This is a genomic window from Planctomicrobium aquicomposti (assembly GCF_051466325.1).
Lineage (GTDB): Bacteria > Planctomycetota > Planctomycetia > Planctomycetales > Planctomycetaceae > Planctomicrobium.
In genome coordinates this window covers 2,989,130-3,012,403 of sequence record NZ_CP195792.1, presented here as the reverse complement: position 1 = coordinate 3,012,403, position 23,274 = coordinate 2,989,130, and the positions used below count along the sequence as shown (strand labels likewise).

General features: G+C 59.2%; 15 protein-coding genes. 9 read left to right on the top strand and 6 right to left on the bottom strand.

Features of this window, described 5'->3' with window-relative positions; all coding sequences use genetic code 11:
• Window positions 1-33 precede the first annotated feature (33 nt).
• Window positions 34-951, bottom strand: coding sequence for a hypothetical protein (locus tag SH664x_RS11665; protein WP_437201090.1), 918 nt, complete (start codon window positions 949-951; stop codon window positions 34-36).
• Between the two features lie 431 nt (window positions 952-1,382).
• On the opposite strand from SH664x_RS11665, the gene SH664x_RS11660 reads away from it, so the two are divergent.
• The 3 genes from SH664x_RS11660 to SH664x_RS11650 all read left to right on the top strand — a co-directional run bounded on the left by SH664x_RS11660 (window position 1,383) and on the right by SH664x_RS11650 (window position 5,671).
• Window positions 1,383-3,371: a hypothetical protein gene (locus tag SH664x_RS11660; protein WP_437201088.1), complete on the top strand. Its 1,989-nt coding sequence runs from the start codon at window positions 1,383-1,385 to the stop codon at window positions 3,369-3,371.
• 318 nt (window positions 3,372-3,689) lie between these two features.
• Window positions 3,690-5,123, top strand: a complete 1,434-nt coding sequence (locus SH664x_RS11655; RefSeq protein WP_437201087.1) for a serine/threonine-protein kinase — start codon at window positions 3,690-3,692, stop codon at window positions 5,121-5,123.
• Window positions 5,124-5,161: 38 nt separating this feature from the next.
• Complete coding sequence (locus SH664x_RS11650) at window positions 5,162-5,671, top strand: hypothetical protein (protein WP_437201086.1); 510 nt, start codon at window positions 5,162-5,164, stop codon at window positions 5,669-5,671.
• A 133-nt stretch (window positions 5,672-5,804) separates the two neighbouring features.
• On the opposite strand, the gene SH664x_RS11645 is transcribed toward SH664x_RS11650, so the two are convergent.
• The 3 genes from SH664x_RS11645 to gatB form a co-directional block, all read right to left on the bottom strand.
• Window positions 5,805-6,557: a hypothetical protein gene (locus SH664x_RS11645; RefSeq protein ID WP_437201085.1), complete on the bottom strand. Its 753-nt coding sequence runs from the start codon at window positions 6,555-6,557 to the stop codon at window positions 5,805-5,807.
• Window positions 6,558-6,972: 415 nt separating this feature from the next.
• Window positions 6,973-7,941, bottom strand: coding sequence for a hypothetical protein (locus SH664x_RS11640; protein ID WP_437201084.1), 969 nt, complete (start codon window positions 7,939-7,941; stop codon window positions 6,973-6,975).
• A 255-nt stretch (window positions 7,942-8,196) separates the two neighbouring features.
• Window positions 8,197-9,687: an Asp-tRNA(Asn)/Glu-tRNA(Gln) amidotransferase subunit GatB gene (gatB, locus tag SH664x_RS11635; protein WP_437201082.1), complete on the bottom strand. Its 1,491-nt coding sequence runs from the start codon at window positions 9,685-9,687 to the stop codon at window positions 8,197-8,199.
• Between the two features lie 305 nt (window positions 9,688-9,992).
• On the opposite strand from gatB, the gene SH664x_RS11630 reads away from it, so the two are divergent.
• The 3 genes from SH664x_RS11630 (at window position 9,993) to SH664x_RS11620 (ending at window position 17,382) form a co-directional block, all read left to right on the top strand.
• Window positions 9,993-10,925 carry a LysR family transcriptional regulator gene (locus tag SH664x_RS11630; protein ID WP_437201081.1) on the top strand — a complete coding sequence of 311 codons (933 nt, stop codon included), beginning with the start codon at window positions 9,993-9,995 and terminating at the stop codon, window positions 10,923-10,925.
• 255 nt (window positions 10,926-11,180) lie between these two features.
• Entirely contained in the window at window positions 11,181-15,773 is a 4,593-nt protein-coding gene (gltB, locus tag SH664x_RS11625) for a glutamate synthase large subunit (protein ID WP_437201079.1), read from the top strand.
• A gap of 88 nt (window positions 15,774-15,861) precedes the next feature.
• Complete coding sequence (locus tag SH664x_RS11620) at window positions 15,862-17,382, top strand: glutamate synthase subunit beta (RefSeq protein ID WP_437201077.1); 1,521 nt, start codon at window positions 15,862-15,864, stop codon at window positions 17,380-17,382.
• A 157-nt stretch (window positions 17,383-17,539) separates the two neighbouring features.
• Here the strand turns inward: SH664x_RS11620 and SH664x_RS11615 are convergent, their stop codons facing one another.
• A complete protein-coding gene (locus SH664x_RS11615; protein WP_437201075.1) occupies window positions 17,540-18,658 on the bottom strand; it encodes a ferrochelatase in 1,119 nt (372 codons plus the stop codon).
• Window positions 18,659-18,819: 161 nt separating this feature from the next.
• Here SH664x_RS11615 and SH664x_RS11610 point away from each other — a divergent pair, with 161 nt between their 5' ends.
• From SH664x_RS11610 to hemW, 3 genes are read left to right on the top strand one after another with little or no spacing between them, the layout of a single operon-like run.
• Complete coding sequence (locus SH664x_RS11610; RefSeq protein WP_437201073.1) at window positions 18,820-19,923, top strand: hypothetical protein; 1,104 nt, start codon at window positions 18,820-18,822, stop codon at window positions 19,921-19,923.
• A gap of 41 nt (window positions 19,924-19,964) precedes the next feature.
• Window positions 19,965-20,669: an alpha/beta fold hydrolase gene (locus SH664x_RS11605; protein WP_437201071.1), complete on the top strand. Its 705-nt coding sequence runs from the start codon at window positions 19,965-19,967 to the stop codon at window positions 20,667-20,669.
• A gap of 4 nt (window positions 20,670-20,673) precedes the next feature.
• Window positions 20,674-21,816 (top strand): radical SAM family heme chaperone HemW, encoded by a 1,143-nt coding sequence (hemW, locus tag SH664x_RS11600; RefSeq protein ID WP_437201069.1) that lies wholly within the window; start codon window positions 20,674-20,676, stop codon window positions 21,814-21,816.
• A gap of 24 nt (window positions 21,817-21,840) precedes the next feature.
• Here hemW and SH664x_RS11595 read toward each other — a convergent pair whose 3' ends face one another.
• Complete coding sequence (locus SH664x_RS11595) at window positions 21,841-22,962, bottom strand: SGNH/GDSL hydrolase family protein (RefSeq protein ID WP_437201067.1); 1,122 nt, start codon at window positions 22,960-22,962, stop codon at window positions 21,841-21,843.
• Window positions 22,963-23,274: the final 312 nt, after the last annotated feature.

Sequence of the window (23,274 nt, the reverse complement as noted above, 5' to 3'; positions counted from 1 at the left end):
GTAGCTCCCGGGCCGTTCAAAAACGGCATTCCGTCAGGGGACGAGTTTCTTCAATCCGGAGACGACATAGACCGGCTTGCCGAGTCGATCATGCATGACAGGGTCGATGCGTCCCTGAATCTCGACGATGTCGCCATTCTTCAGCTTGTCGAGTTCGGGTGAGGGAGCCAGCGCCACATGGCCCGCCAGCTTGTCTTCGGAATCAGGTGTTTCGTCGTAGACGATTCCCCACGTCCCGTCCTGTGGTTCTTTGCTGACGATTCCCCGGACCCACGTCATTTCGGGGTGCCGACCAAACGGTTCGAGCTCCTGGGCGGGAATTTTGTGGGCAAAGATCGGGGCGGCCCCTTCTGGTTCCAGTCGGCCTGGCGCTGCTGAAAATGGATCCGCCTCGGCGTTCATCGGAGGTGCTGGACGGGGCAGAGCAAACGCCTGCTCCGGTTCGTGATGCAGGGGAGGGACCGGTCGCATTTCCCGCATGACGGTGGGAGGAGCCAACGGGGCGGGCTCCTGCATCTGCACTTGCTGAATGGGCTGCAGCGGCACCCCCCCGGGTGAACCGGGCATGAACGTCGTGTTCGGATTCGGGTAGTAAGGGCTGGGAACTCCGCCGGGAGCCCCAGCAGGATTTCCGGGATTGGCCGGCCACGCAGGCGGGTTGCCGGGATTGCTGTTGAGGTTGTGATCCGGGACCGGCGTCAGGCCGGGGTTCTGGAAGGTGGGTGTCCCGCTCGGGGAACTCGGATAGACCCCCGCGGGTGATCCGCCCGGCAGATAAGGCTGTCCGGGAGTCAGGGTCTGCATCGGGGCGCCGTACATTTCCTGCTGCGGATAGGTACCGGCCGGATATCCTTGATACCCATAGGGTTGATACATGCGGTAACAACCGGGAAAGCAGAGCAGCGCTGCTGTAACAACAAGTGATTTGCGAAATGTGACCGGTCGCATCATGACCAACCTCGGTCTATCAGGATTCCGGGCACAGGTCGCGCCGGACAGGACGGGAGCCCCAAGGGTGGGAACGTTTCAGATTCGGCAGTTCTTTCCGATGGGCGGCATCCAGCCAGCCATCAGCAGGAACTGTTCGGCCAAACCTGCCGATCGATGAGGCGCGGGGAGTATACGGATCGCCGGAATCATGTCCAGAGCGGTTTTTCAGGGATTCACGAGGATTTTGCCCCTGATTGAGCGCAAATCGGACTGCAAAAGGGCCCGTTTTTCACCTCAGATGAAGTTTCCACGGGTTGACCAGTTGCGGGCACTTTGCGAGAAGTCCAGTCCCTTCATTCTCCGTTGATTGATTTCATCCTTTCATTTCCTCCTGCGACAGTGAGCGCCTCCGGGTGCCCGTCTGTTTCCATCCGACCCGTCACGAGATGAACATGATGTTCCGCCTCTCGCCGTGGATTCGCCTCAGTCTGGCCTTGGCTGTCACATTGCCTGGCTGCGCAGGTCTGTTTGCCAAGCAGGCGATCGAGCAGTTTGCCAAAAGCCTTGAGGAACAGGATCTCGACAAACTGAAAAAGTCGACCTCCGCCGACTTCGAGGAAAAGGCCCTCCGTCAGGATGACGCCCTCAAAGGGCTGAAGGTTCTCAAGCTGCCCGTCGGCAAAGTGGACGAAATTGTCAGCGACGAAACCCTCCCGGACGGCAAGCGCAAAGTGATCGCCAAGATCGGTGAGAAGAACAAAACCAAAGAGATCGAGTATCGCCTGATCAAAGACTCGAAGTCCGGAAAATGGGTTGTTGATGACATCATCATGAAGCAGGACTCCGGCGGCGGAGTCCTCGTGGAACGCTCGGTGACCGAACAGATGGACCTGCTGCTCACCTGTCGTGAGTTGCTCATTCGCTGGCGTACGGGAGAACGTGAAGAACAGTTGAAGTTCTGCGACGACAGTCTGAAATCTTCGCTGGCCTCGTTGCCGCCCGTGTGGCTCGACCGCATGTCCAAGGACATCGTGGGAACCAGCAAAGGAGCTTCTTTCAAGCCCGACGCCCGTTTGAAAGGGTCTCAGGCTTCGGTGATCGTTCCCAGCTCCAACGGGAGCCTGTATCTGGACATGCGTCGTGAAAATGAGGAATGGCGTCTGCACGATCTGGCACTCGAACCGAGCAGCAAAGATGGTGTCGGCATCCGCTCGATCTCCAAGATGTCGAAAGCTCTCAATCAGGCGGCCACCTTCCTGAACGGTTATGCCAGCGGCGATCGGGACGTCCTGCAATCGGTGGCGACCAGCAGCTTCTACAAACAATGCCTTGCCGTCGCCGATCTGAAACAGATCCCGCTGCCTGTGGAAGGGATGCTCGCGGAGACCTACGAAGCCCGCCAGTTTGGCCGACAGGGAACGGATCCGGCACAAAGCACGGAACGGACCGAGTTGCTGCTGCGAAATGGCAAAGAGACCTTCATGCTGACTCTGAGACCTGAAGAGGTCGCGCTTGCCAACGGCACAAAAGGTCAGGCAGAGATCCTTGTGGACGAGGTCACGCTGTTCGAACCGGACGGCAACGAAGTCAAGCGGATGTCGGCGATGTTTCTGGCGCACGATGTCGTGCGGCTGTATATCGCTGCCCTCCGGGATCGCGATGTCGCCCGCCTGAACCAGCTGTCGACCAGCGATTTTAAAGATCGGGTCTGGATGCGCCCCGAAGCTTCTCACTTTGCCGTGATGCCCGACCCCGTGATCGCCCCCGGCGAGCCCGAAATCCTTGCGACGGTATTCCGGGGACAGGTGTCCGAGGTGACGATTGCCCAGGGAGAGACCCCCATGACCCTCGTCTTGAACTCCGCACGGGGCTGGATGTCGGTCGATGATGTCATCATTCCTTCGCTGAATCGTCCTACCTCACTCAAGGCAAATCTGGAAGCCCTGCTCTCGGTTCACGCTTTCGCGGCAGCAGTTCACCGGCGGGATCTGAACAAACTGATCCTCACCTCCGCCGATGGGCTTGACCGCATCGTCTGGAAGCAGCTGGCGGAACCGCCCGAGCTGATTCAACAGGTCGTGCATCCGCTGCTGGCTGAAGTGGTCAGCATTTCCGCGACGGACGTCGGGGTGAACGTGCAGACGAGTGACGGCGAAACCAACGCTCAAATTAAACTGATCCGCGAAGGACAGCATTATGTGGTCCATGATGTGTCTCTGGTGACAGTGGATGGCTCTCAACGAATGGATTTGCTGCAGACGCTGCGACAGATGCTGGCGACTGGGGAACTGCGTCCGGTCAGTGCCCGTCGTCCGGGCAGCCCGACCGTCACCGTGGAACACGCCCGGCCGGCACCAATCCATCCTCAACAGGCAGCCTTTGAGCCGATTGACCCGGCTGTCTACACCCAAACGGTGGAAGCGACCGCTCAGCCTGAGTAATCGTGTACCCGTCGGGATGAATGCCCCTCGTGCGGCTGCTGCGAGGACAACGGTGACTCCCTGCCTTGGCAACCGGAAACTGAAGCTTCCTCAGAACTTGCACAGCTCGTGCAACATGCACACACCGCAGGACATGTCATTCGGGGCTGGAATTTGACGCGACTGTTCACGCCATCGGCAGTTGCTTTGACCCTGGGGAACTGATCCACTTATAGTGGACCGTTCCTCAGTGGAAGAACCCGGGTTCGTCGGCGGGACGATCAACTTTAGAAAACTCTGCTCCCGGCGTCCTTTCCCCAGTCCGTGACAGCAGTTGGCATGACAGGCTCCCCTCCCACGCCCAAACCGGGCACTGCCGCCAGTCCAGGCGCCTTGCGTCAGCTGGGGAAATACCGCATCGAGCGCCAACTGGGCATTGGCGGGATGGGGATCGTTTATCTCGCTGTCGACGATGACCTGAAACGGACTGTCGCCCTGAAGGTCCTCGCGAAGGACCGGGCCACCAATCCGACACTCGTCCGTCGCTTTAAAGCGGAGGGACAGGCTGCTGCCGTGCTGCAGCACAAGAATATCGTCAACGTCTACGAGTCCGGCCAGGCAGATGGCTACTTGTTTCTGGCCCTCGAATACGTGGACGGTGTCGACGTTCTTGAGTGGATGCGGAAGCGGGGGGTGCTGTCCGTCAAACGGTCACTCGAAATCGTGCGGCAGGTCGCCGAGGCGCTCCAGCACGCCTATGAAAAAAACATCGTTCACCGCGATATCAAACCCTCTAACCTGATGATCGCCCGGGATGGGACGGTCAAGGTGACGGATATGGGGCTGGCGCGGTCGATTGATGATACGCTCGACACGACGATCACCCGCGATGGCACCACTGTCGGCACGGTCGACTACATGTCACCGGAACAGGCGACCAACAGCAAAGCGGCCGACATCCGCAGTGATATCTATTCGCTGGGCTGCACGTGGTATCACATGCTGACAGGCTCCCCACCCTATCCGGAAGGGAGTGTGACCAACAAGCTCGGGGCCCATGTTTCAGCGCCGCTACCGAATCCCCGGCTCCTGAACGACCGGATTCCCGAAGCGGTCGTGGCCGTGATTCACCGCATGATGGCCAAAAAGAAAGACCAGCGCTATCAGACCCCGCTGCAGTTACTGGAAGACCTTCAAAGCGACGGCTTGATGCGGGGCAGCGACGCGGTTGATTTACTCGCCATGTTCAACGATGACGGAGGGACTGCCGATCCGTCGGGATCCGGAGAGGTCGCCACGGCAGATTCCGGTTCCGCTCCGACGATCGTCAACCGTTCCCCGCGACGCCCTGCGGGAGAGAGGGGGGGCACCGGTCCCCGGCAACTCCTGCAGCGGGGTGGCGCTGCCCGACTCTCTTCGGACTCGCACCCCACTTTGGGAACTTCCGGCCGCACTGGCCGTCGCCTCCCTCCGGTTCATCGCCCCGATCAGGTTGTCGACAACGGTGCTCGCAAAAAGCAGCGACTTCCGTTCTATCTGGACAGCAAGGGGATTGTGCTGCTGCTGGTGATTGTGATGGGCATTGCGGGAGCGATCTGGTGGGCTTCTCTGGAACGGGAAGCCGCTCCGATTGTTCGTCCGCAAGAGTCTTCGTACTCCGAAGAACTTCCGCTTGATGAAACGGCCCGAGGTGGAGACTCGGCGGGAGAGATGCCTGCCGAGCAGGTCATTCCAGACTTTGCCCCCGCTGTGGAAAATAATGCGGGCAATTAGAATTTGGTGGAGATCAGGGGCCGCAGTCCGGGAGACAGATGAGACACCTTGGGGTAACGGGGTGGTCGATGGCGATGGAGTTGTGGGAACTGCTGAGTTATGTCGTCACCGTCATCGGACTGCCGATGGCCATTATCATATTCGTTTACGAGCAGCGCAAAGAGCGTGACAACGAAGAACAGGAGGTCTATCAGCTCCTGTCGGATAACTATCAGGACTTTTTGAAGGTTGCCCTCGACAATCCTGACCTGCGACTCTTCTCCGCGAACCAGATGCCGGACCTGACGCCCGAGCAAAAAGAGCGGATGTTGATCATCTTCAGCATGCTGATTTCTCTCTTCGAGCGGGCCTATCTGCTGCTCTACGATGATTCGATGACTCCGGACCAGCTGCGCCGCTGGCAATCCTGGGAAGACTACATGCGGGAATGGAGTCGACGAGAAGAGTTTGTACTCGCGCTCCCACAGCTTCTGCGAGGGGAAGATCCGGAGTTTGTGGCCTATCTGCAGCGTGTTGTGCGACGAAGCGACCGCACCGTCACATCCTGACAATAGCCTCCACTTCAAGAGTCATGCAGAATGACTTTTCCGTTGTTGCCTTCTCTGTGACTCAGCCCCGCAGTGGACTGTACTGCGCTGGAACCGAAAGAAATGTTCTCCCCCAGCATCGCCCTCGCGACACTTAAGGCTTCGTTTCGGTGATGCGGCGCTGCACCGGAATCCCCCGTAGCGTGGTCAGATCAAAAGGTTCGCCGAGCAGTCCGACGTAAAGAGCTTGCTGAGGTGGTGTCAGGATGCCATAGAGCTTCTGGTCACGTTCCTTGAGGAGTTCTGCCCGCCGGAGCAAAGCCGCCTGGAAGTCTTGTACGCCCTGATCGCGTCCATTCGAATCGGGTGCGAACCGGGTCAGGCGGCGTTTTTCTTCGTCGATTTCTTCTTTGATCCGCTGGAACTCCTGTTGTTGCTGTTCGGTCAGTCCCAGTCGCTTCGCCAACTCGGGATCTTCCAGGGCGAAAGGACCGGAAGCCTGCCAGCGAATCTGCTGTAGTCGGTTCAACTGCTTTTCGTCCAGCACGCTGTGCACTTTGATTTTGTACTCCGCATCGAGCCGACGGTATTCCTGAATCAGCAAGACCTGCCCCGCGCGGCGAACTTCCAATGACGCCTGAGTCTGGTCTCCCGCAATGTCAGCCAAGACCCCGCGCATTTCACGATAAAGGAGTCGCAGCTGCATCCGTTGGTCTTCAGTCCCCTGCAGGTCCGCGAGCACGGCCGGTTCATTGACCAGTTGCAGCCAGCCCGCCTGATGATCATTAATCGTGAACGCAATTTCGAAGCTGCCTGCCTTGGGCGTCGCAGCCCGCTGCGGGGGCTGGCTCCAAACCGAAGACGTCAACACGATGACAAAGCAGGCGGTCATTCGCACGACGGACATCTTGGGACGCTCCTGGGTGGCCACAGGACGAACTGACAACGGAAAGGGCAACCCGCAGTCAATCGACCCTGGCCTGATTTTTCTGCGGGGGACTTTCAGTCTGTCAAAGTCCAGGGCGAATTGCATCTGTGACGCGATCCCGTATTCTCCCAGACTTCTGCAATGCTCTCCACGCGGGCTCATGAATTCTTACAAACGAAGACCCCAGGCGACATCCGGCGCTCGAAAAAAAACGCCCCGGAGTGATCCAGGGCGTTTTCTTGAGATGCATGTCTGACGGAATCCTCGACTTTGACCACGTGTCCGCCGAACCGCTGAGCGGTGCCGATTCCTTGACGCGCTGTCAACAGAGCACGATGACGATGGCCAGCATCGCTGGGCTTGAAGACAACAGGCACGCTTCGATCAGAAGTCATTAGACGTCGGGGCGATTGGGGCGTTCCCCTTCGGGACGCGGACGGCGTTCACCGTCTGGTCGCTGGCGGCGTTCGCCCCCGGGGAAGCCCCCGCGGCCTCCACCAAACCCCCCACCCTGACGGATGGTGCTGGTATCAAATTTTTCCCCCTTCAGGTCTTCAAAAGCCGTCTTCTGCTCGGCAGTCAGAATGCCATTGATCGCGCTTTCACGTTCAGTATTCAGTGCTTCACGCTTTTCGGCCACTTCCTGCAATGCGGCTGTACGCTCGTTGCCATTGCCCCGCTCTCCGGCACCCGGTCCCCCTGCACCTGGGCCACCGCCCCCCGGACCGCGTCCGCCGGGGCCACGTCCGCCCCCCGGACCTCCCGCCAGTCCCCGGAACAATTCTGCCGCCTTCTGGTTGTACTCTTTATTAGCGGCGGAGATTTTCTCCTTTTGGTCGTCCGTCAATTTGAGGGCCGCAACGACGTCGGGATCTTCCAGCGCCTGGGTTCCCTGAACCTGCACAAAGATTTGCTGCAACCGCTTGATCTGGACATCGTCCAGGAAGTCCGGCAGCTTGGATTTGAATTCGGCGGAAATCTGCCGGAAGCCTTCGGTGACCTTTTGGGCACGTTCTTCCAAGGGAATATCAGTCGAGATCTGGCCGCGAAGTTTTTCCCGAAGTTCGCCAGTCAGGGCATCGAGCTTGGTCTTCTGTTCATCAGTCAGGCCGAGTTCGGTCTGAACGGGGTCCATGGTCGACAGCTGCAGGAGGGATGTCTGGCCCCCTCCCATCCGTCCTCCCATCCCCATCCCCATTCCCATGCCCCCACGGCGGCCTCCCCCTTGCCCGGGTCCGCCTTCACCCTGGCGGAACCGTCCTCCCCCACCGGGGCCGCGTCCTTCTCCGTCCGGCTGTGCAAAAGCGGTCGAACAGACCATCAAGGCTGTGAAGCCAACAACCCACCGCGACTTCCGTAGCATGAATTTTCTCCTCGAGAAGTGATAACTCTAAATGCGGGAGAAGGATTCGTCGTCTCTCAGACTTTCAGGGCTCCCCTGCCCGATTCAGATTCACACCCCCGTCGAATCGTGGACGTGTTCCGAATCCCCCCGGATTTCAACCCCGGTCGAAATAGGGGGTTTCGTAAAAAAACGGGAGGAGCCGCTCATTAACGCCACATCGTGACCGATTCCGCGGGCTGGCCAGTCTGGCGATCTCGCGTGGAGATTGCCGATTCAGCTCTGAATTCGGGAGATCACCAGTTCCCGGACCGCCTTGGCGTCCGCCCCCCGGACCTGTTTCATCACCTTGCCAATAATGGCCCCGAGGGCCTGTTGCTTGCCGGCGAGGAAGTCTTCGATTGCTTTCGGGCTTTCCGCGATTGCGGCTGCCACGGCGGCATCGAGCGCGCCGGTGTCGGAAACTGCCCGCAGCCCCTTTTCTTCGATCAGCTCATCGATTCGGGAAACGGTCGGAATCTGGTCCTCATCGGACTCGGCGAGGAGCGCGGTGAACAGTTCCCGAGCCCCTTTGACTGTGAGCACTTTGTCGTTCACCCGCTTCAGCAGTCCGCCGAGGATTTCCGCATCGAGTGCGAACTCGCCGATTTCGATTCGTCGATCGTTCAGTTCTCGCTGCACATCCTGGGTCACCCAGTTGGCAGCCTGTTTGCCGTCGCCGCATAACTGCGCAACCTGTTCGAAGTAGTCGGCAAAGGCGGGCCCCTGATTGACGATCACCCCGGCGTCATAGGCCGACAGCCCCAGATCCGTCAGGAACCGATCCCGGCGCCGCGCGGGGGGCTCGCTGATCTGGGAACGGATTTCCTCGAGCAGCTCCTGAGAGACCGTCACCGGCAGGAGATCGGGATCAGGGAAATAGCGGTAGTCGGATGCTTCTTCTTTTCCACGCTGGGCGAAGGTCAGATTGCGCTGCGCGTCCCAGCCGCGGGTTTCTTTCTCCACTCCGGGGTCACCGAGTCTTCGGCCGGTCTTCTGGAATTCCTGCCGCTGGCGCTCGGCTTCGTAAGTGATCGCCGCCTCAACACCCCGGAACGTATTCAGGTTTTTGATCTCGACGATGGGAGTGGCGACCGTTAGCCCATTCTGCTGGACATGCAGGTTGACGTTGGCGTCGCAACGCAGGCTCCCTTCCTGCATGTTGCAGTCGGAAACGCCAAGGAACGTCAGCAACAGGTGCATTTCCTCCAGAAAGGATTTCGCTTCCGCTGCCGAGCGGATATCAGGCTGTGTCACGATTTCCAGCAGCGGAGTCCCCGCGCGATTCAGGTCGACCTGACTGTCCGCTCCGCGACCCGATTCATCGTGAATGTTCTTGCCGGCATCTTCTTCCAGATGAGCGCGAAGAATCCGGACGCGGCTCCGCGTCCCATCCTCGCGAGTCGCTTCCAGCCAGCCGGAATGGCTGAAGGGAAGATCGTACTGGCTGATCTGATAGCCCTTCGGGAGGTCCGGGTAGTAGTACTGCTTGCGATCCCATTTGGTGAAGGGGGCAATCTCGCAATTCAGGGCGAGAGCGGTCCGGACAGCGAGCCGGAATGCAGTCTGATTCATGACCGGCAGCGATCCGGGGAGCCCCAGACAGACCGGACAGGTCTGAGTATTGGGAGCGTCCGGATTGAACCGGTTTGGGCAGCCGCAAAAGATCTTGGTCTTTGTCAGAAGCTGAACATGGACCTCAAGTCCCACCACGAGCGTGTCATTCATGGCGGCATTCTAACGACGATTTTCGTCCGTCAAGGAGTGAGTGGTGGAGCGTCCCGGCGATCCGTGTGCAGGGCTTCACCTCACTGGGGAGCGGCTGACGGGCGTTAGGAAAACCGACGGACCTCCCCCTCGAAAAAACTTGGCCCCTCTATTTTCCTTGAAATATGTCAGTGGCCTTCCGGAGGTTCGTCTGGGATGTGCATTTTTGCGACAGGTCCCGGGTATCTTGACGACCCATCAACCGACATTTAGACTGTTGCGATTATCGAGTGCTGGACGATCTATTTGAAAAACTTATCTCACCCGTGAACCTTCGAAACACCGAAATCTTCTGTGCCATTGCGAGCCACCGCAGCTTTTCGAAAGCGGCGGCGGCACGGCAGATTTCACAGCCAGCCGTCAGTCAGGCGCTGCAGCAGCTGGAAGACGACCTGGGTGTGATGCTGGTGGACCGGTCGCAGCGGCCGATCGAACTGACAGCGGCAGGAGCAGTTTTTTACGAGCGGTGCCAGAAATGGCTGGAAGAGTACCGCGAAATCGAAGATGCCGTGCATCAGTTCAGCGGTCGGGTGACTGGAAAGGTGCGTGTCGCCTCGATTTATTCGGTCGGTCTCCTGCAGATGTCGTCCTATGTGCGGCGGATGCGGGAAGAACACCCGGATGTGGAACTTCACCTCGACTATTCGCGGCCTGACGAGATTTACGCCCGGTTACTGAGAGATGAAATTGATCTGGGAATTATGTCGTTTCCCCGCGATGGCGGTGAAATTGGCTCGATTCCCTGGCAGGTGCAGGAGATGGTGCTGGCAGTTGCTCCGGAGCACCCGCTCGCCGGTCGAGCCGCCGTGGCTCTGTCAGAAATCGACGGGCTCGATTTCGTGGCTTTCACGGCCGACCTGACCATTCGCCGGAAGACGGAAAAATTATTGAAAAGTGCGGACGTCAGCGTGAAGGTCGTTCACCAGTTTGACAACGTGGAGACGATCAAGCGGGCTGTCGAGATCGATCTGGGTGTCGCCATTCTTCCGCTTTCCACCATGCGCCGTGAGCTGGAATTCGGGACGCTGCACGCAGCACATTTTTCGAATGTGGAGTTCGTTCGCCCGATGGGCATCATTCACAAACGTCATAAACACCTGTCGCGCGCCGCAGAGAAATTCGTGGAGTTGCTCCATGAAGATGCGGGGGATGACGGGGCCAGTATTACACGGCAGCGGGCGGCGGGTGGAATCGTCTGACGGTTCTGTCCCGGCGGCCTGTTTCTCTGAATCGAGTCAAATCCAGATGCGGTGTGGGAGATACTCCCTGCCGCGAATCGCACTCTCAGGAGCTTGCGATCCAGTCGTCTCCGGTCAGCCGGGCACTTGCCCGGTTGTCCCTGAACATGGACAGCAGTTTTCGGCTCCTGTCCCTGTTACAACCCGTTGAATTCCTGAATCGGACTGCGGTCGGCAAGACGTCCACCGGCAGTCTCTGTACGGAAGAGTCCCGTCATGAAGAAGCTCACCGACTTTCCCGAAGATCACGGACTTTACTCCAGCGACTACGAACATGATTCGTGTGGCGTGGGGTTCGTCGCGAATATCAAAGGTGTCCCATCACACCAGATCGTGCTCGACGCCGACCGGATTGTCCGGCACGTAACGCACCGGGGAGCCTGTGGCTGCGAAGAAAATACCGGGGACGGCGCAGGGATGTTGACCGCCCTTCCCGACAAGTTCCTGCGGAAAGTCGCCCGTCAGGAACTCGGGATCGATCTTCCCTCGAAGGGGCTGTATGGGGCGGGCATTGTCTTTCTTCCCAAGGAGGAGTCCGCACGGGAAGAGTTTAAGGGAATCGTCAACAGACTGATCGCCGAGCAGGGGCAGAAGCTGCTGGGCTGGCGCGATGTGCCGCAGCGCCCCGACGAAGCCGATATCGGTCCCTCTGCGCGGGGAGCCGAACCGGATATGCAGATGCTGTTGATCGGCGCGGCAGATGGTCTGTCTCAGGATGCGCTGGAACGGCAACTCTTCATCATTCGGAAAGTGGCGAGCCATCGCATCCGGATGAGCGACCATCCGCACGCCCTCGAGTTCTACATCTGTACGCTGTCGACCCGCATTATCGTCTACAAGGGGATGCTGACCCCGGCGCAGCTGTTGCCGTACTACCCGGACCTCGCCGATGAAGACTATGAGTCGCATCTGGCGATGGTCCACAGTCGATTCAGCACCAACACGTTCCCTTCGTGGGACCGGGCACAGCCGCTGCGGTTCATGGCTCACAACGGGGAAATCAACACCGTTAAAGGAAACAGCAACTGGATCTTCGCCCGTCAGGGAGCGATGAATTCCGAGCTGTTCGGCGATGACCTGAAGAAGCTGTTCCCCATCATCGAAAAACATTGCAGCGACTCGGGCAATTTCGACAACGCGATGGAAATGCTCTATCACTCCGGCCGCACGCTGCAGGAAGTGATGATGATGATGATTCCCGAAGCGTGGCAGAATCACCATGCCATGTCGGAGGACAAACGCGCGTTCTACGAATACTTCTCAGCACTGCAGGAACCCTGGGATGGCCCCGCCAGCGTGTCGTTTACGGACGGCCGTTTCATCGGTGCGTGCCTCGACCGCAACGGCCTGCGACCCAGCCGCTATTACGTAACTCATGATGATCGAGTGATCATGGCGAGTGAAGTCGGTGTGCTGGAAATCGACCCGGCCACGGTCAAAACCAAGGGTCGTCTGCAGCCGGGCAAGATGTTCCTCGTTGACTTCCAGGAAGGCCGACTCATCCCCGATGACGAGCTGAAGTCGCGAGTCGCCCGCAGTCGCCCTTATGCCGAGTGGCTGAAGCGGCAGCGGATGGAACTGAAAGATCTCGTCGACTACTGGACACAGAAAGATGGGGACCGTCCGAAAATCGAAGGGGAAGCACTGCTCAAGCAGATGCAGTCCTTTGGCTACACCACGGAAACGCTGCAGTTCATGCTGCTGCCACTCGTGAATGCCAAGAAGGACCCGATCTATTCGATGGGAGACGATGCATCGCTCGCCTGTCTCTCGGATCAGCCCCGATTGCTGTACGACTATTTCAAGCAGCTGTTCGCACAGGTGACCAACCCGCCGATCGACTCGATCCGCGAAGAGGTCATCATGTCATTGGAATGCTACATCGGCCCGGAAGGAAACCTGCTCGAGACGACGGAAGAGCAGTGCCACCGGCTGCGGGTGCCGCATCCAATTCTGACTGATGAAGAGACGGCTGCGATCAAGGAATTGAAGGGGTATCGCGGCTGGAAGACCCGAACCATCGATGCCACCTGGGCCAAGTCCGAAGGGACCAAGGGGCTGCTCCCCGCATTGGACCGGATCTGCGAAGAAGCGGAGCAGGCGATTGCCGAAGGCTATGGGCTCGTGGTCCTTTCCGATCGGAACAACGGTCCGGATCGGGTCGCCATCAGTTCGCTGCTGGCCTGCGGAGCTGTGCATCATCACCTGATTCGCAAGGCATTGCGGACCCGGATCGGTCTGATTCTGGAATCGGGCGAGGCCCGGGAAGTCCATCACTTCTGCCTGCTGGCAGGTTATGGGGCTGATGCGGTCAATCCGTATCTCGCCTTTGAGGCGATGCGCGATGCCCGCGGGCATGGCCACCTCAACGGTGACTACTCCGAAGAGAAGATCGTGCAGACCTACCGCGAGGGGGTCAGCAAGGGAATGCTCAAGGTGATGGGCAAGATGGGGATCTCGACTCTGCAGTCCTACAAAGGCGCGCAGATCTTCGAAGCCCTCGGCATCTCTCCTGAAATCATCGACAAGTGCTTCCGCGGCACAGCCAGCCGGATTCGGGGAATCGACTTCGAGATCCTCGCAGAAGAGCATCTGCGTCGGCACGAACTCGGTTTCCCGACTCGCAACGAAAGCCGCGAACTCCCCGTTCTGCCGAACATGGGGCTGGTGCACTGGCGACATGCCGGTGAAAAACATGGCTGGAATCCTTATACGATCGCCGAAATTCAGCAGGCAGCCCGCAACGGCGACCTGGATGCCTACAAGCGGTTTGCCCATCTCGTGAACGAGAGCAATCAGCGGCAGGGGACTCTGCGCGGACTGATGCGATTCAAGTCCGGACGTGCTTCCGTTCCGCTGTCCGAAGTGGAATCGGCGAGCGAGATCGTCAAGCGGTTCTGCACGGGTGCGATGAGCTATGGCTCCATCTCGGCGGAAGCGCATGAGACGATGGCCATTGCCATGAATCGACTCGGCGGCAAGAGCAACACCGGCGAAGGGGGAGAAGACTATGAACGGTTCGCCCCGCTGCCGAACGGCGACAGCAAGCGCTCCGCCATCAAACAGGTCGCATCCGGTCGCTTTGGCGTGACATCGTGGTATCTCACCAATGCCGACGAACTGCAGATCAAGATTGCACAGGGGGCCAAGCCCGGTGAAGGGGGAGAACTCCCCGGTCACAAGGTCGACAAGATCGTGGCTGCCACACGGATGTCGACACCGGGGGTGGGACTTATCAGTCCGCCGCCGCATCACGACATCTACTCGATCGAAGACCTGTCTCAGCTGATTTTCGACCTGAAGAACGCCAACCCTTCCGCCCGGGTCAGCGTGAAGCTGGTATCGGAAGTCGGGGTCGGCACCATCGCGGCTGGTGTGGCCAAAGGACATGCCGAGAAAATTCTCGTCTCCGGTGACGGGGGCGGAACCGGCGCATCGCCACTGACGTCGATCAAGCATGCCGGGCTCCCCTGGGAGCTGGGCATTGCGGAAACCCATCAAACGCTCGTCAAGAATGATTTGCGCAGCCGTGTTCGCCTGGAAACGGACGGCCAGATCAAGACCGGCCGTGATGTGGTGATCGCGTGCATGCTCGGAGCCGAAGAGTTCGGTTTTGCAACCGCGCCGCTGATTACCATCGGCTGCATCATGATGCGCAAGTGCCATCTCAACACCTGCCCGGTCGGGATCGCCACTCAGGATCCGCAGCTGCGGAAGAAGTTCAGCGGTCAGCCGGAGCACGTCATCAACTACCTGTTTATGGTGGCTGAGGATGCCCGTCAGATCATGGCTGAGCTCGGATTCCGCACGATTAACGAGATGGTTGGCCGCGCGGACGTGCTGGAGTGGAACTCCGACATCGACCATTGGAAGGCACGCAACCTCGACCTGTCGGGAGTGCTGACCAAGGCCACGAGCCATTATCCGAACGCGGGCACCTACTGCACCCGGACGCAGAACCATGCTCTGGAAGAGACGCTCGACCAGACGTTGCTGATTCCGTGCTGCAAGGAGACGATTAAAACTGCCGAGCCGCTGCTGCTGGATGTCGACATCCAGAACATCGACCGAGCCTTCTCCACGACCCTCAGCCACGAGATTTCGAAGGTTTGGGGGCCACAGGGAATGCCGGAAGATACGATCCGGCTCCGTTGCCAGGGATCGGCCGGGCAATCGCTGGGGGCGTGGGCGGTCAAAGGGGTGACGATAGAAGTCATCGGCGACGCCAATGACTACGTTGGCAAAGGTCTCTCGGGCGGCAAGATCATCGTCTATCCGCCCGCCGAAAGCAGTTTCGCTCCCGAGAAAAACATTCTGATCGGCAACGTCGCCCTGTACGGAGCGACCTCCGGCGAAGCGTACTTCCGCGGAATTGCGGCTGAGCGGTTCTGCGTGCGGAACTCCGGAGCAACGGCCGTGGTGGAAGGTGTCGGCGATCACGGTCTGGAATACATGACCGGGGGCCGCGCGGTGGTGCTGGGACCAACGGGACGGAACTTTGCAGCCGGAATGTCCGGCGGCATCGCTTACGTCTTCGCTCCGGATCTGGATGAACTCCGGTTGAATACGAACTTCGAGCTCGTCGACTTCGAACCGGTGGAAGAGGATGAGGACATTCTCGAACTGAAAACCCTGCTGGAACGCCACCAGCTGTATACCGGGTCGGCGATTGCGGGAGACATCCTCGAGAATTGGGCGTCGCGACTGCCGCAGTTTGTGAAGGTCATGCCTCGTGACTACAAGCGGGCGTTGGCGGAACTGAAGGCCGCAGCCATGAAGGAAGCTGCTGTGACTGAAATCGTGCCGTAACGACAGCCAGTGCACGCAGCGTCAGCGAGTGCACACGGTCTGTTGGTTGGTTCGTTCGTATTGTTCGCGTTTGAAAGAAGTTGTTGTCATGGGTAAGCCAACCGGATTTTTCGAGTTTCCCCGCCAGGTCGCCCGAGAACGCAATCCGCTCGAGCGGATCGGGGACTGGAACGAATTCGCCGAAAAGATCGACCTGCCGATCCTGCAGCAGCAGGGAGCCCGCTGCATGGATTGCGGGATTCCGTTCTGCCACACCGGCGACCTGATGGCTGGAATGGCGGCCGGTTGCCCGGTGCACAATCTGATTCCCGAGTGGAACGACCTCGTCTATCACAATGACTGGCGGGAAGCCCTTGACCGTCTCCACAAGACGAACAACTTCCCCGAGTTCACAGGACGGGTCTGCCCCGCACCCTGCGAGGGGTCCTGCACACTGGGCATCAATGATCCGCCGGTGGCGATTAAAACCATCGAAAAGAACATCATCGATCGCGGCTTTGCGGAAGGCTGGGTCAAGGCGAATCCTCCCCGTCAGCGGACCGGCAAGAAGGTGGCGATTGTCGGCTCCGGCCCGGCGGGACTGGCCGCTGCGGCGCAGCTGAACTCGGCGGGTCACACCTGCACCGTCTATGAGCGCGCCGATCGGCTGGGGGGACTGCTGATGTACGGCATTCCCAACATGAAGCTCGAAAAGTGGATTGTGGAACGCCGCATCAAGCTGCTCGAAGAAGAAGGGGTGAAGTTCGTCACCAATACGGAAATCGGCAAGGACATTCATTCCCGCGAACTGATGGAGAAGTTTGACGCTGTGGTTCTCGCCACCGGTGCGACGGTCCCTAATGACTTCTTCGCCAAGACCCCCGGCCGCCAGCTGAAGGGAATTCACATGGCGATGGAGTTCCTGCATGGGAACACCAAGAGCCTGCTCGATTCCAACTTGGAAGATGGCCGTTACATCTCCGCCAAGGGGAAGCATGTGATTGTCATCGGCGGGGGAGATACCGGGAACGATTGCCTCGGCACCAGCGTTCGTCATGGTTGCAAGAGCATCGTCAACTTTGAAATCGTTCCCCAGTCACCCGCAGAGCGCGCTGCCAACAATCCGTGGCCGCAGTGGCCGCGGATTCATCGTGTCGACTATGGCCATGCCGAAGCCGCAGCCCGGTTCGACTACGCCGGCGATCCGAAGAAGACCCTGAAGGATGACCCGCGCGAATACAGCATTCAGACGCAGGAATTCATTGGCGACTCGAACGGCAATCTCGTTGCCATGAAGACCGTGAACGTCGACTGGACCAAGCCGTCGGGCAATGGGACTCCGTTTACTGTGATCCCCGGTTCCGAAAAGGAATGGCCGGCCGACCTCTGCTTTATGGCCCTCGGATTCCGGGGACCGGAACAGGTCATCGCCGAGCAACTGGGACTGGCGACCGACAAGCGGTCCAATTTTCAGGCGGACTACGGGAAATACGCGACGAGTATTCCCGGTGTCTTCGCCGCGGGTGACTGTCGACGGGGACAATCGCTCATCGTCTGGGCGATCAATGAAGGCCGCGAATGTGCGCGGGAGTGTGATCGCTATCTGATGGGAGCTACCAAGCTGCCGTAGAGCAATTGATCATCGCGAGAGTTACGATGTCGGCCGGTACTCCGCCGGATGACATCGTGCGCCCACGACTTGGCAGGCCAACTTTCCGGTCCCGAGGGATGCGGCCTTAAGGTGCAAACGCGGGCGACTCCAAAAGGGGGTGACAATGTCCCCCGTCTCAGCTGCGGGCGGTTCCCGGCCGACTTCCGCGCGTGGGCGCCGGGCAGCAGCCTTCCGGGCAGACATCCCAACCCGGGCCATACTGACCGATGGCCTGTCGCGGACTGTCTGCAAACAGCCGTTCGCAAATCAGTTCCCGCACCATCGAAACAAAGCGGGGATGCGTCCCGACTGTTCCCGCACGAGCCATTTCCAGTCCGAGTCGGGTACAGTCTTCGACCGCCTCGACATCCAGATCGAACAGCACCTCCATGTGGTCCGACAGAAAGCCGATCGGCATGATTACCACCGATGTCTTTCCGGCGTCTGCCAGCGACTCGAGGTAGTCGCCGATGTCCGGTTCGAGCCACGGATCTTCCGGACGACCGCTACGGCTCTGGTAGACCAGCTTCCATCGGTCCCTCTCCACCTGCAGGCTTTCCGCGACAAGTCGACACGACTCCTCCAGCTGCTGCACATAGCGACATTCGTTCGCCATCGACAGCGGAATGCTGTGGGCCGTGAAGACAAGTTGAAAACGATGCCGTTCGTCGGGGCTGAGTCTGTCAATCGCCTCCTGCACCCGATCAGCATTGGCTGCGATAAAACCGGGATGATTGTAGAAGACCCTGATCTTGTCGATGACGGGGGCCGCCTCACCGACAGCGTGGCGTGCATCGACGATATTCTGACGGTACTGGCGACAGCTGGAGTAAGAACTGTATGCCGCCGTGACAAAAGCGATGGCGGAGCGGATCCCATCCTGCTTCATCTGTTCGACCGTCTCGGTCAGCAGCGGCGACCAGTTGCGATTCCCCCAGTAGATCGGCACTTCGATTCCATAAGCGCGGAAATCGGTTTCCAGTGCGGCGATCAATTCGCGGACCTGTTGATTGATCGGGCTATAGCCATCGAAGTGGTAGTAATGCTCTGCCACCTCCAGCAGGCGTTCTCGCGGAACAGGCTTCCCGCGCAGCACATTCTCCAGAAACGGAAGGACGTCTTCCCGCTTTTCCGGACCGCCAAACGAGACGATCAGCACGGCATCATAGTGGGGCGATTGCAACAGAACCTCATTCCCGGGATCGTCGTGTTTGGGTGAACTTGTCCTGCCATCGGGACCTCCGGATTCGATCATGCGGAATCCCGATTGTGCGAACTCCCGCCGGCAGGACATTCTCTCAGTCCACCGACAGCGCGATGCACACGCAGAACCAATTGGCCTGATCCCATGTTATAGTGTGCGGGAGAATTCGTTCCAGTTGCCGACTGCTTTTGTCCTCTGCATCAGCGACCTGCATGTCCCGCCTCTTCGTTCCCAATTTTACTTTCGAGCAGGAGCGTCAGGCAGGCTTCAATCCCTCGCGTCCGGTTCGGCGGTTTCTTGCGGAACAGGCGTTTGTCTGGCTGGGAGTGGCCGAAGCGGGGGATGAACTGCTGGTTCCTGAGCTGATTGCTGATGGGGAATGGCAACGGCTGCAGCAGCTTACGGGAATCGAAGTTCGACAGATTGAACCCGGGCGGTTGGAACAGGCCTCTGCGACGGAAGTCGTTCCGTGGGGATTTAGTGAACCGATGCGGCAGATGGCACTGCGTCTGGGAATTTCAGTCGACTGGCCAGCCCCGCAGAGTGTCTGGCGGGTGAATTCGCGTCAGTTCGCCCATGAAATGGAAGAGGCTGTCGGACTCCAGCCGGAAGGAGCAGCCTTTATCAGCAGCCCGGATGCCGCGGAGGAGTGGTTGCACTGCCGTGAAGCCCTGCATTCGGGCTGGATGTTGAAATCGAATTTCGGTCAATCGGGCCGCGGGCAGATCCGGGGAACTGGATCGGCTTTTGATGAGACCACGCTGCGGTGGATGGAACGAACCGTCCGCAGCGAGGGTGGGTTCATGCTCGAACCGCTGCTCAATCGGGTTCGGGAATGGGGGCTGCAGTGGCAGCTTCCTGCCACGGGTGAACCGGTTCTGCTAGCCATCACCGAATTGCTGAGCGACGCGCGGGGCCAGTATTTCGGCACACGGTGCCATGGCGAGCTGAAAGAGCAGACCGTCGAATTGCAAGCGGTGGTCGATGTGCAGCGTCGCGTCTGCCGGGAGATGCAGTCACTCGGATATTCTGGTCCTGTCGGCATTGATGCGATGTCGTATCGCCATCAGGACGGCGTTTGGTGGAGGCCCCTGCAGGACATCAATGCCCGGTGGACGATGGGCAGGATGGCCTGGGAATGGTCACGGCGGTTGGGGCGTGGAGTTCGGCAGCGCACCGGATGCTGGGTGACGGCCGCCGTTCCCCCCGCGCTGCACGCGATCCGACTTTCTCCAGAAATGATTGGTGGTGAGCCGGTGGGGTCTCCCCTCTGGTGGATCGATGATGAACCAGACACTTTCCCGGCGGTTTCCTGAGAAAAGGCGAGAGCCCCTTGTTCTGTTCTAACGATCCTCTGATGACCGCCGACCGTCTGCGCACAGGGTACGTCATCGTGCTCCCGGGAATCGATGGCGCGAACTGGCTCGATCGCAGCGTCGTCCGGGGTCTACTGCAGGCGGATATTCCCTTCGCGATCGAAGTGATTGACTGGACTCGCGGGCCGTTTTTTCTTCTGAACAATCTGCGATCCCGGAAGCGGCACACGGAACAGACCTCAAGAATTGTGGCTCGCATTGAGGCCTATCACGAAGAGTACCCCCATCGGCCGGTCCATCTGATCGGGCATTCGGGAGGGGGCGGGATGGCACTTTACACGCTTGCAGCACTGCCAAAGCCGCTCGTCAGCAATGCCATTCTGCTCGGTGCGGCTGTCTCCCGCAGGTATGATCTGGCCGCCCCACTGCGCAATGTGACGGGCAAGATCTATAATTTCCATTCCTGGGGGGACTGGTTCGTCATTGGTCTGTTCACCACACTGGCGGGGACAATCGATCGCCGACATCGACCGGGAATCGGCTTTCTGGGAACTCGTCGGCGCCCCCTTCGACCGGAAGATGCGGAGCGGGTGATCGATATCCCCTACCGGCTCGAATTCTGGAAGACCCGGAATTTTGCCGGCCATTTCGGCTATACGGCCAGTCCCTTTGTGAAACGCTGGCTCGCTCCTCTGTTACACTCCACCCCGTCGCCTGACGCGGAAATCCTGAAATCACATCGCTGAGTTCATGTCATTGCCTCCTGCTCTCCCCGCCGCTGCGTATGTGCATGTCCCTTTTTGCGTGCATCGCTGCGGCTATTGTGACTTCACCGTCATCGCCGGTCGTGATGATCTCATCGACGCGTATCTGGTTTGTCTCGAACGGGAAATTTTGACGACACTCAGGGAACCTCAACCTGTCAAGACCCTGTTTATCGGTGGCGGAACACCGAGCTATCTGGATGCGGAACAGCTGCAGCGGTTACTCACGATTCTCCAGCGCTGGCTGCCTCTGCAAGCGGGAGGAGAGTTCTCCATGGAGTGCAATCCGGACGGGCTCACGAGGGACCGAATGCAGGTGCTACGGGACTTCGGAATCAACCGCATCAGTCTCGGGGTACAGTCGTTCTCGCCCGCGGATCTGCAGATCCTGGAACGGGCACACTCTCCCGAAATTGTCACTCAGGTCGTGGAGAACCTGCGGTCGCACGGTTTCGACAATGTGTCGATCGATCTGATTTTTGGAGTGCCCGACCAGTCATTCCTGAGCTGGCAGTCAACGCTGCGAGCCGCTGTTGCCCTGCAGCCACAACATCTCTCGACCTATGGACTGACTTTCGAAAAAGGGACCGCGTTCTGGACCCGCCGGGAGCAGCGTGTTCTGCTGCAGACTCCGGAAGAGCTGGAACGGGAGATGTATGCAGAAGGAATGGACTGGTTGCCGAAACAGGGATTCGAACAGTACGAACTCTCGAACTTCGCGCAGCCGGGATTTGCCTGTCGTCACAACAAGGTCTACTGGGAAGCCGAACCGTATTTCGGCTTCGGCCCCGGGTCTGCAGCCTATTTGGGGCATGTCCGTTCGACAAACTTTCGCAGTGTCACAGGATGGCTGCAGCGTGTGGAACGCGGGGAGTCTCCCGTGCAACAACGAGAAGAACTTTCCCCGGAAGACCGGGCTCGTGAGGCGGTGCTGCTCGGTCTGCGGCAGATTCGCGGCATTGAAACTCAGCGTTTCCAGCAGCGGCACGGAACCGATGTGCGGTCCCTTGCTCCGGTTGCTTATGACGGGTTTCTGGAAACGGGCCTGCTCGCTGAGGGGGATGGCCGGGTACGGCTGACACGCGAAGGCCGGTTTCTGGCGGACACGGTTGTCAGCGAGTTTCTGTAAACGGGGACGACTGTTCGCGGTCCTTCAGTTTCGGATGGCAGGTGCTTCCGCTGCGGCTCCCTCGCCCTGAAGTCGGGGATCATCCTTGAGCCATTCGAAAATCGCGTCCGCGATCAGCTTGTGGGCGTATTCATTGGGATGGGCATCAAACGCATTCGCGTGCAAGCCTTCGCGATGATGTGCAGAAAGCAGCGGCTCCATGTCGAGCACGGGGACATCATGTGCTTTGCACCAGTCGATGAGCTGCTGGTGGACAGGCCGGAAGTTGTAGTCGGGACCCAGATTCTGCATGAACGGAAAGAGGACCATCCGGAACTCGATATTGGCCGCCTCGCAGCGGACCCGCATCCGCTCCAGCGCGCCGGCAACATTGGTCCAGGCTTTCGTGCTGTAGGCATCTTCCAGATTCGGAAAGTAATTGACGACCCCCCGCGTGCGGGTCTGCTGCCAGCGAAAATAGGCCCAGTTGAGGAAATACGTTTTCGTGATCAGCGGATTGGTCGGGGCCTGCTGATTCACTTCGCGCAGATACTCCTCGGTGCGAGGATCGTAGCCTTCGATATCATTGAGCATGTAGCAATACAGGAAGACGTCGGCCGGAATCTTCTTCTGGATCACGGCCTGCATCAGTCCTTCAATCAGCGAGACCTCGTATCCCGGCTCCCCGACATTCAGGACACGAACGTGGAACTTCCCGTCCCGATTGAAATCGCGTTCGAGGCGCTCTGTGAACCGGTCATCCATGTTCCGGACACCGTGCCCGGCGACATAGCTGTCTCCGAAGACGATCAGCCGCCTGACGCCATCGGGAGTCGGCTCGGCGAGCGTGTGCCGGTCGCGAAAGCCATCATCGTTGCGATTGGCATCCATAAATCGGCGGTACCAGCGTTTGGAGACGTTGGTTCCGTTGAAGGCATCGGAATGGTCGACCGCCAGGACAAAGACCCACTCCAGACAGGTGACCAGGGCCAGCAGGCTCCAGCAGGCCAGAAGACTTCCCAACAGCACGGAGCGTCCCCGTGTCAGCAGTTGTCGTCGACGCCATTGCTGACGCCGCTTGACGAGCAGACCGGCGAGAGCCAACAGCCCCAGGCTCCACAGGATGAGCCCCAGCAGATAGTCGAGTTCTGTCCAGAAGAGCGGCATAGATCGGGATCACGTGATGGGAAGGGGAACAGCACCGGCCACCCACTGTAGGAATCACTCAACACTCCCGTCAAAGTGATGGAATCTCACCATCGTCAGATCCGGCAGAGCTGGAAATTCAAGTAGGGCTGGGCGGAATGTCGACTTTCAGCAACACCAGGAGGGCAATTCTCGGAATTCGGTGCTCGCTTTGAGGTACTCCTTTTTGAAAAGGAACTCCGGTCTGCGCGCAAGCCCTCCCCGAACTCCAGGTCGGGACGTGAAGTCATCCGCCAGGTCGAGAGAGCTTTTCGCCCGTATTGGCGCTGCCCG

Bases quoted from the DNA above. Each gene is read 5' to 3' on its own strand.
- SH664x_RS11605 (WP_437201071.1), top strand. From the start codon at position 19,965: ATGACCGCCGACCGTCTGCGCACAGGGTACGTCATCGTGCTCCCGGGA.
- gatB (WP_437201082.1), bottom strand. From the start codon at position 9,687: ATGAATGACACGCTCGTGGTGGGACTTGAGGTCCATGTTCAGCTTCTG.
- gltB (WP_437201079.1), top strand. From the start codon at position 11,181: ATGAAGAAGCTCACCGACTTTCCCGAAGATCACGGACTTTACTCCAGC.
- SH664x_RS11650 (WP_437201086.1), top strand. From the start codon at position 5,162: ATGAGACACCTTGGGGTAACGGGGTGGTCGATGGCGATGGAGTTGTGG.
- SH664x_RS11620 (WP_437201077.1), top strand. From the start codon at position 15,862: ATGGGTAAGCCAACCGGATTTTTCGAGTTTCCCCGCCAGGTCGCCCGA.
- SH664x_RS11665 (WP_437201090.1), bottom strand. From the start codon at position 951: ATGATGCGACCGGTCACATTTCGCAAATCACTTGTTGTTACAGCAGCG.
- SH664x_RS11615 (WP_437201075.1), bottom strand. From the start codon at position 18,658: ATGATCGAATCCGGAGGTCCCGATGGCAGGACAAGTTCACCCAAACAC.
- hemW (WP_437201069.1), top strand. From the start codon at position 20,674: ATGTCATTGCCTCCTGCTCTCCCCGCCGCTGCGTATGTGCATGTCCCT.
- SH664x_RS11660 (WP_437201088.1), top strand. From the start codon at position 1,383: ATGATGTTCCGCCTCTCGCCGTGGATTCGCCTCAGTCTGGCCTTGGCT.
- SH664x_RS11640 (WP_437201084.1), bottom strand. From the start codon at position 7,941: ATGCTACGGAAGTCGCGGTGGGTTGTTGGCTTCACAGCCTTGATGGTC.
- SH664x_RS11645 (WP_437201085.1), bottom strand. From the start codon at position 6,557: ATGTCCGTCGTGCGAATGACCGCCTGCTTTGTCATCGTGTTGACGTCT.
- SH664x_RS11610 (WP_437201073.1), top strand. From the start codon at position 18,820: ATGTCCCGCCTCTTCGTTCCCAATTTTACTTTCGAGCAGGAGCGTCAG.
- SH664x_RS11655 (WP_437201087.1), top strand. From the start codon at position 3,690: ATGACAGGCTCCCCTCCCACGCCCAAACCGGGCACTGCCGCCAGTCCA.
- SH664x_RS11595 (WP_437201067.1), bottom strand. From the start codon at position 22,962: ATGCCGCTCTTCTGGACAGAACTCGACTATCTGCTGGGGCTCATCCTG.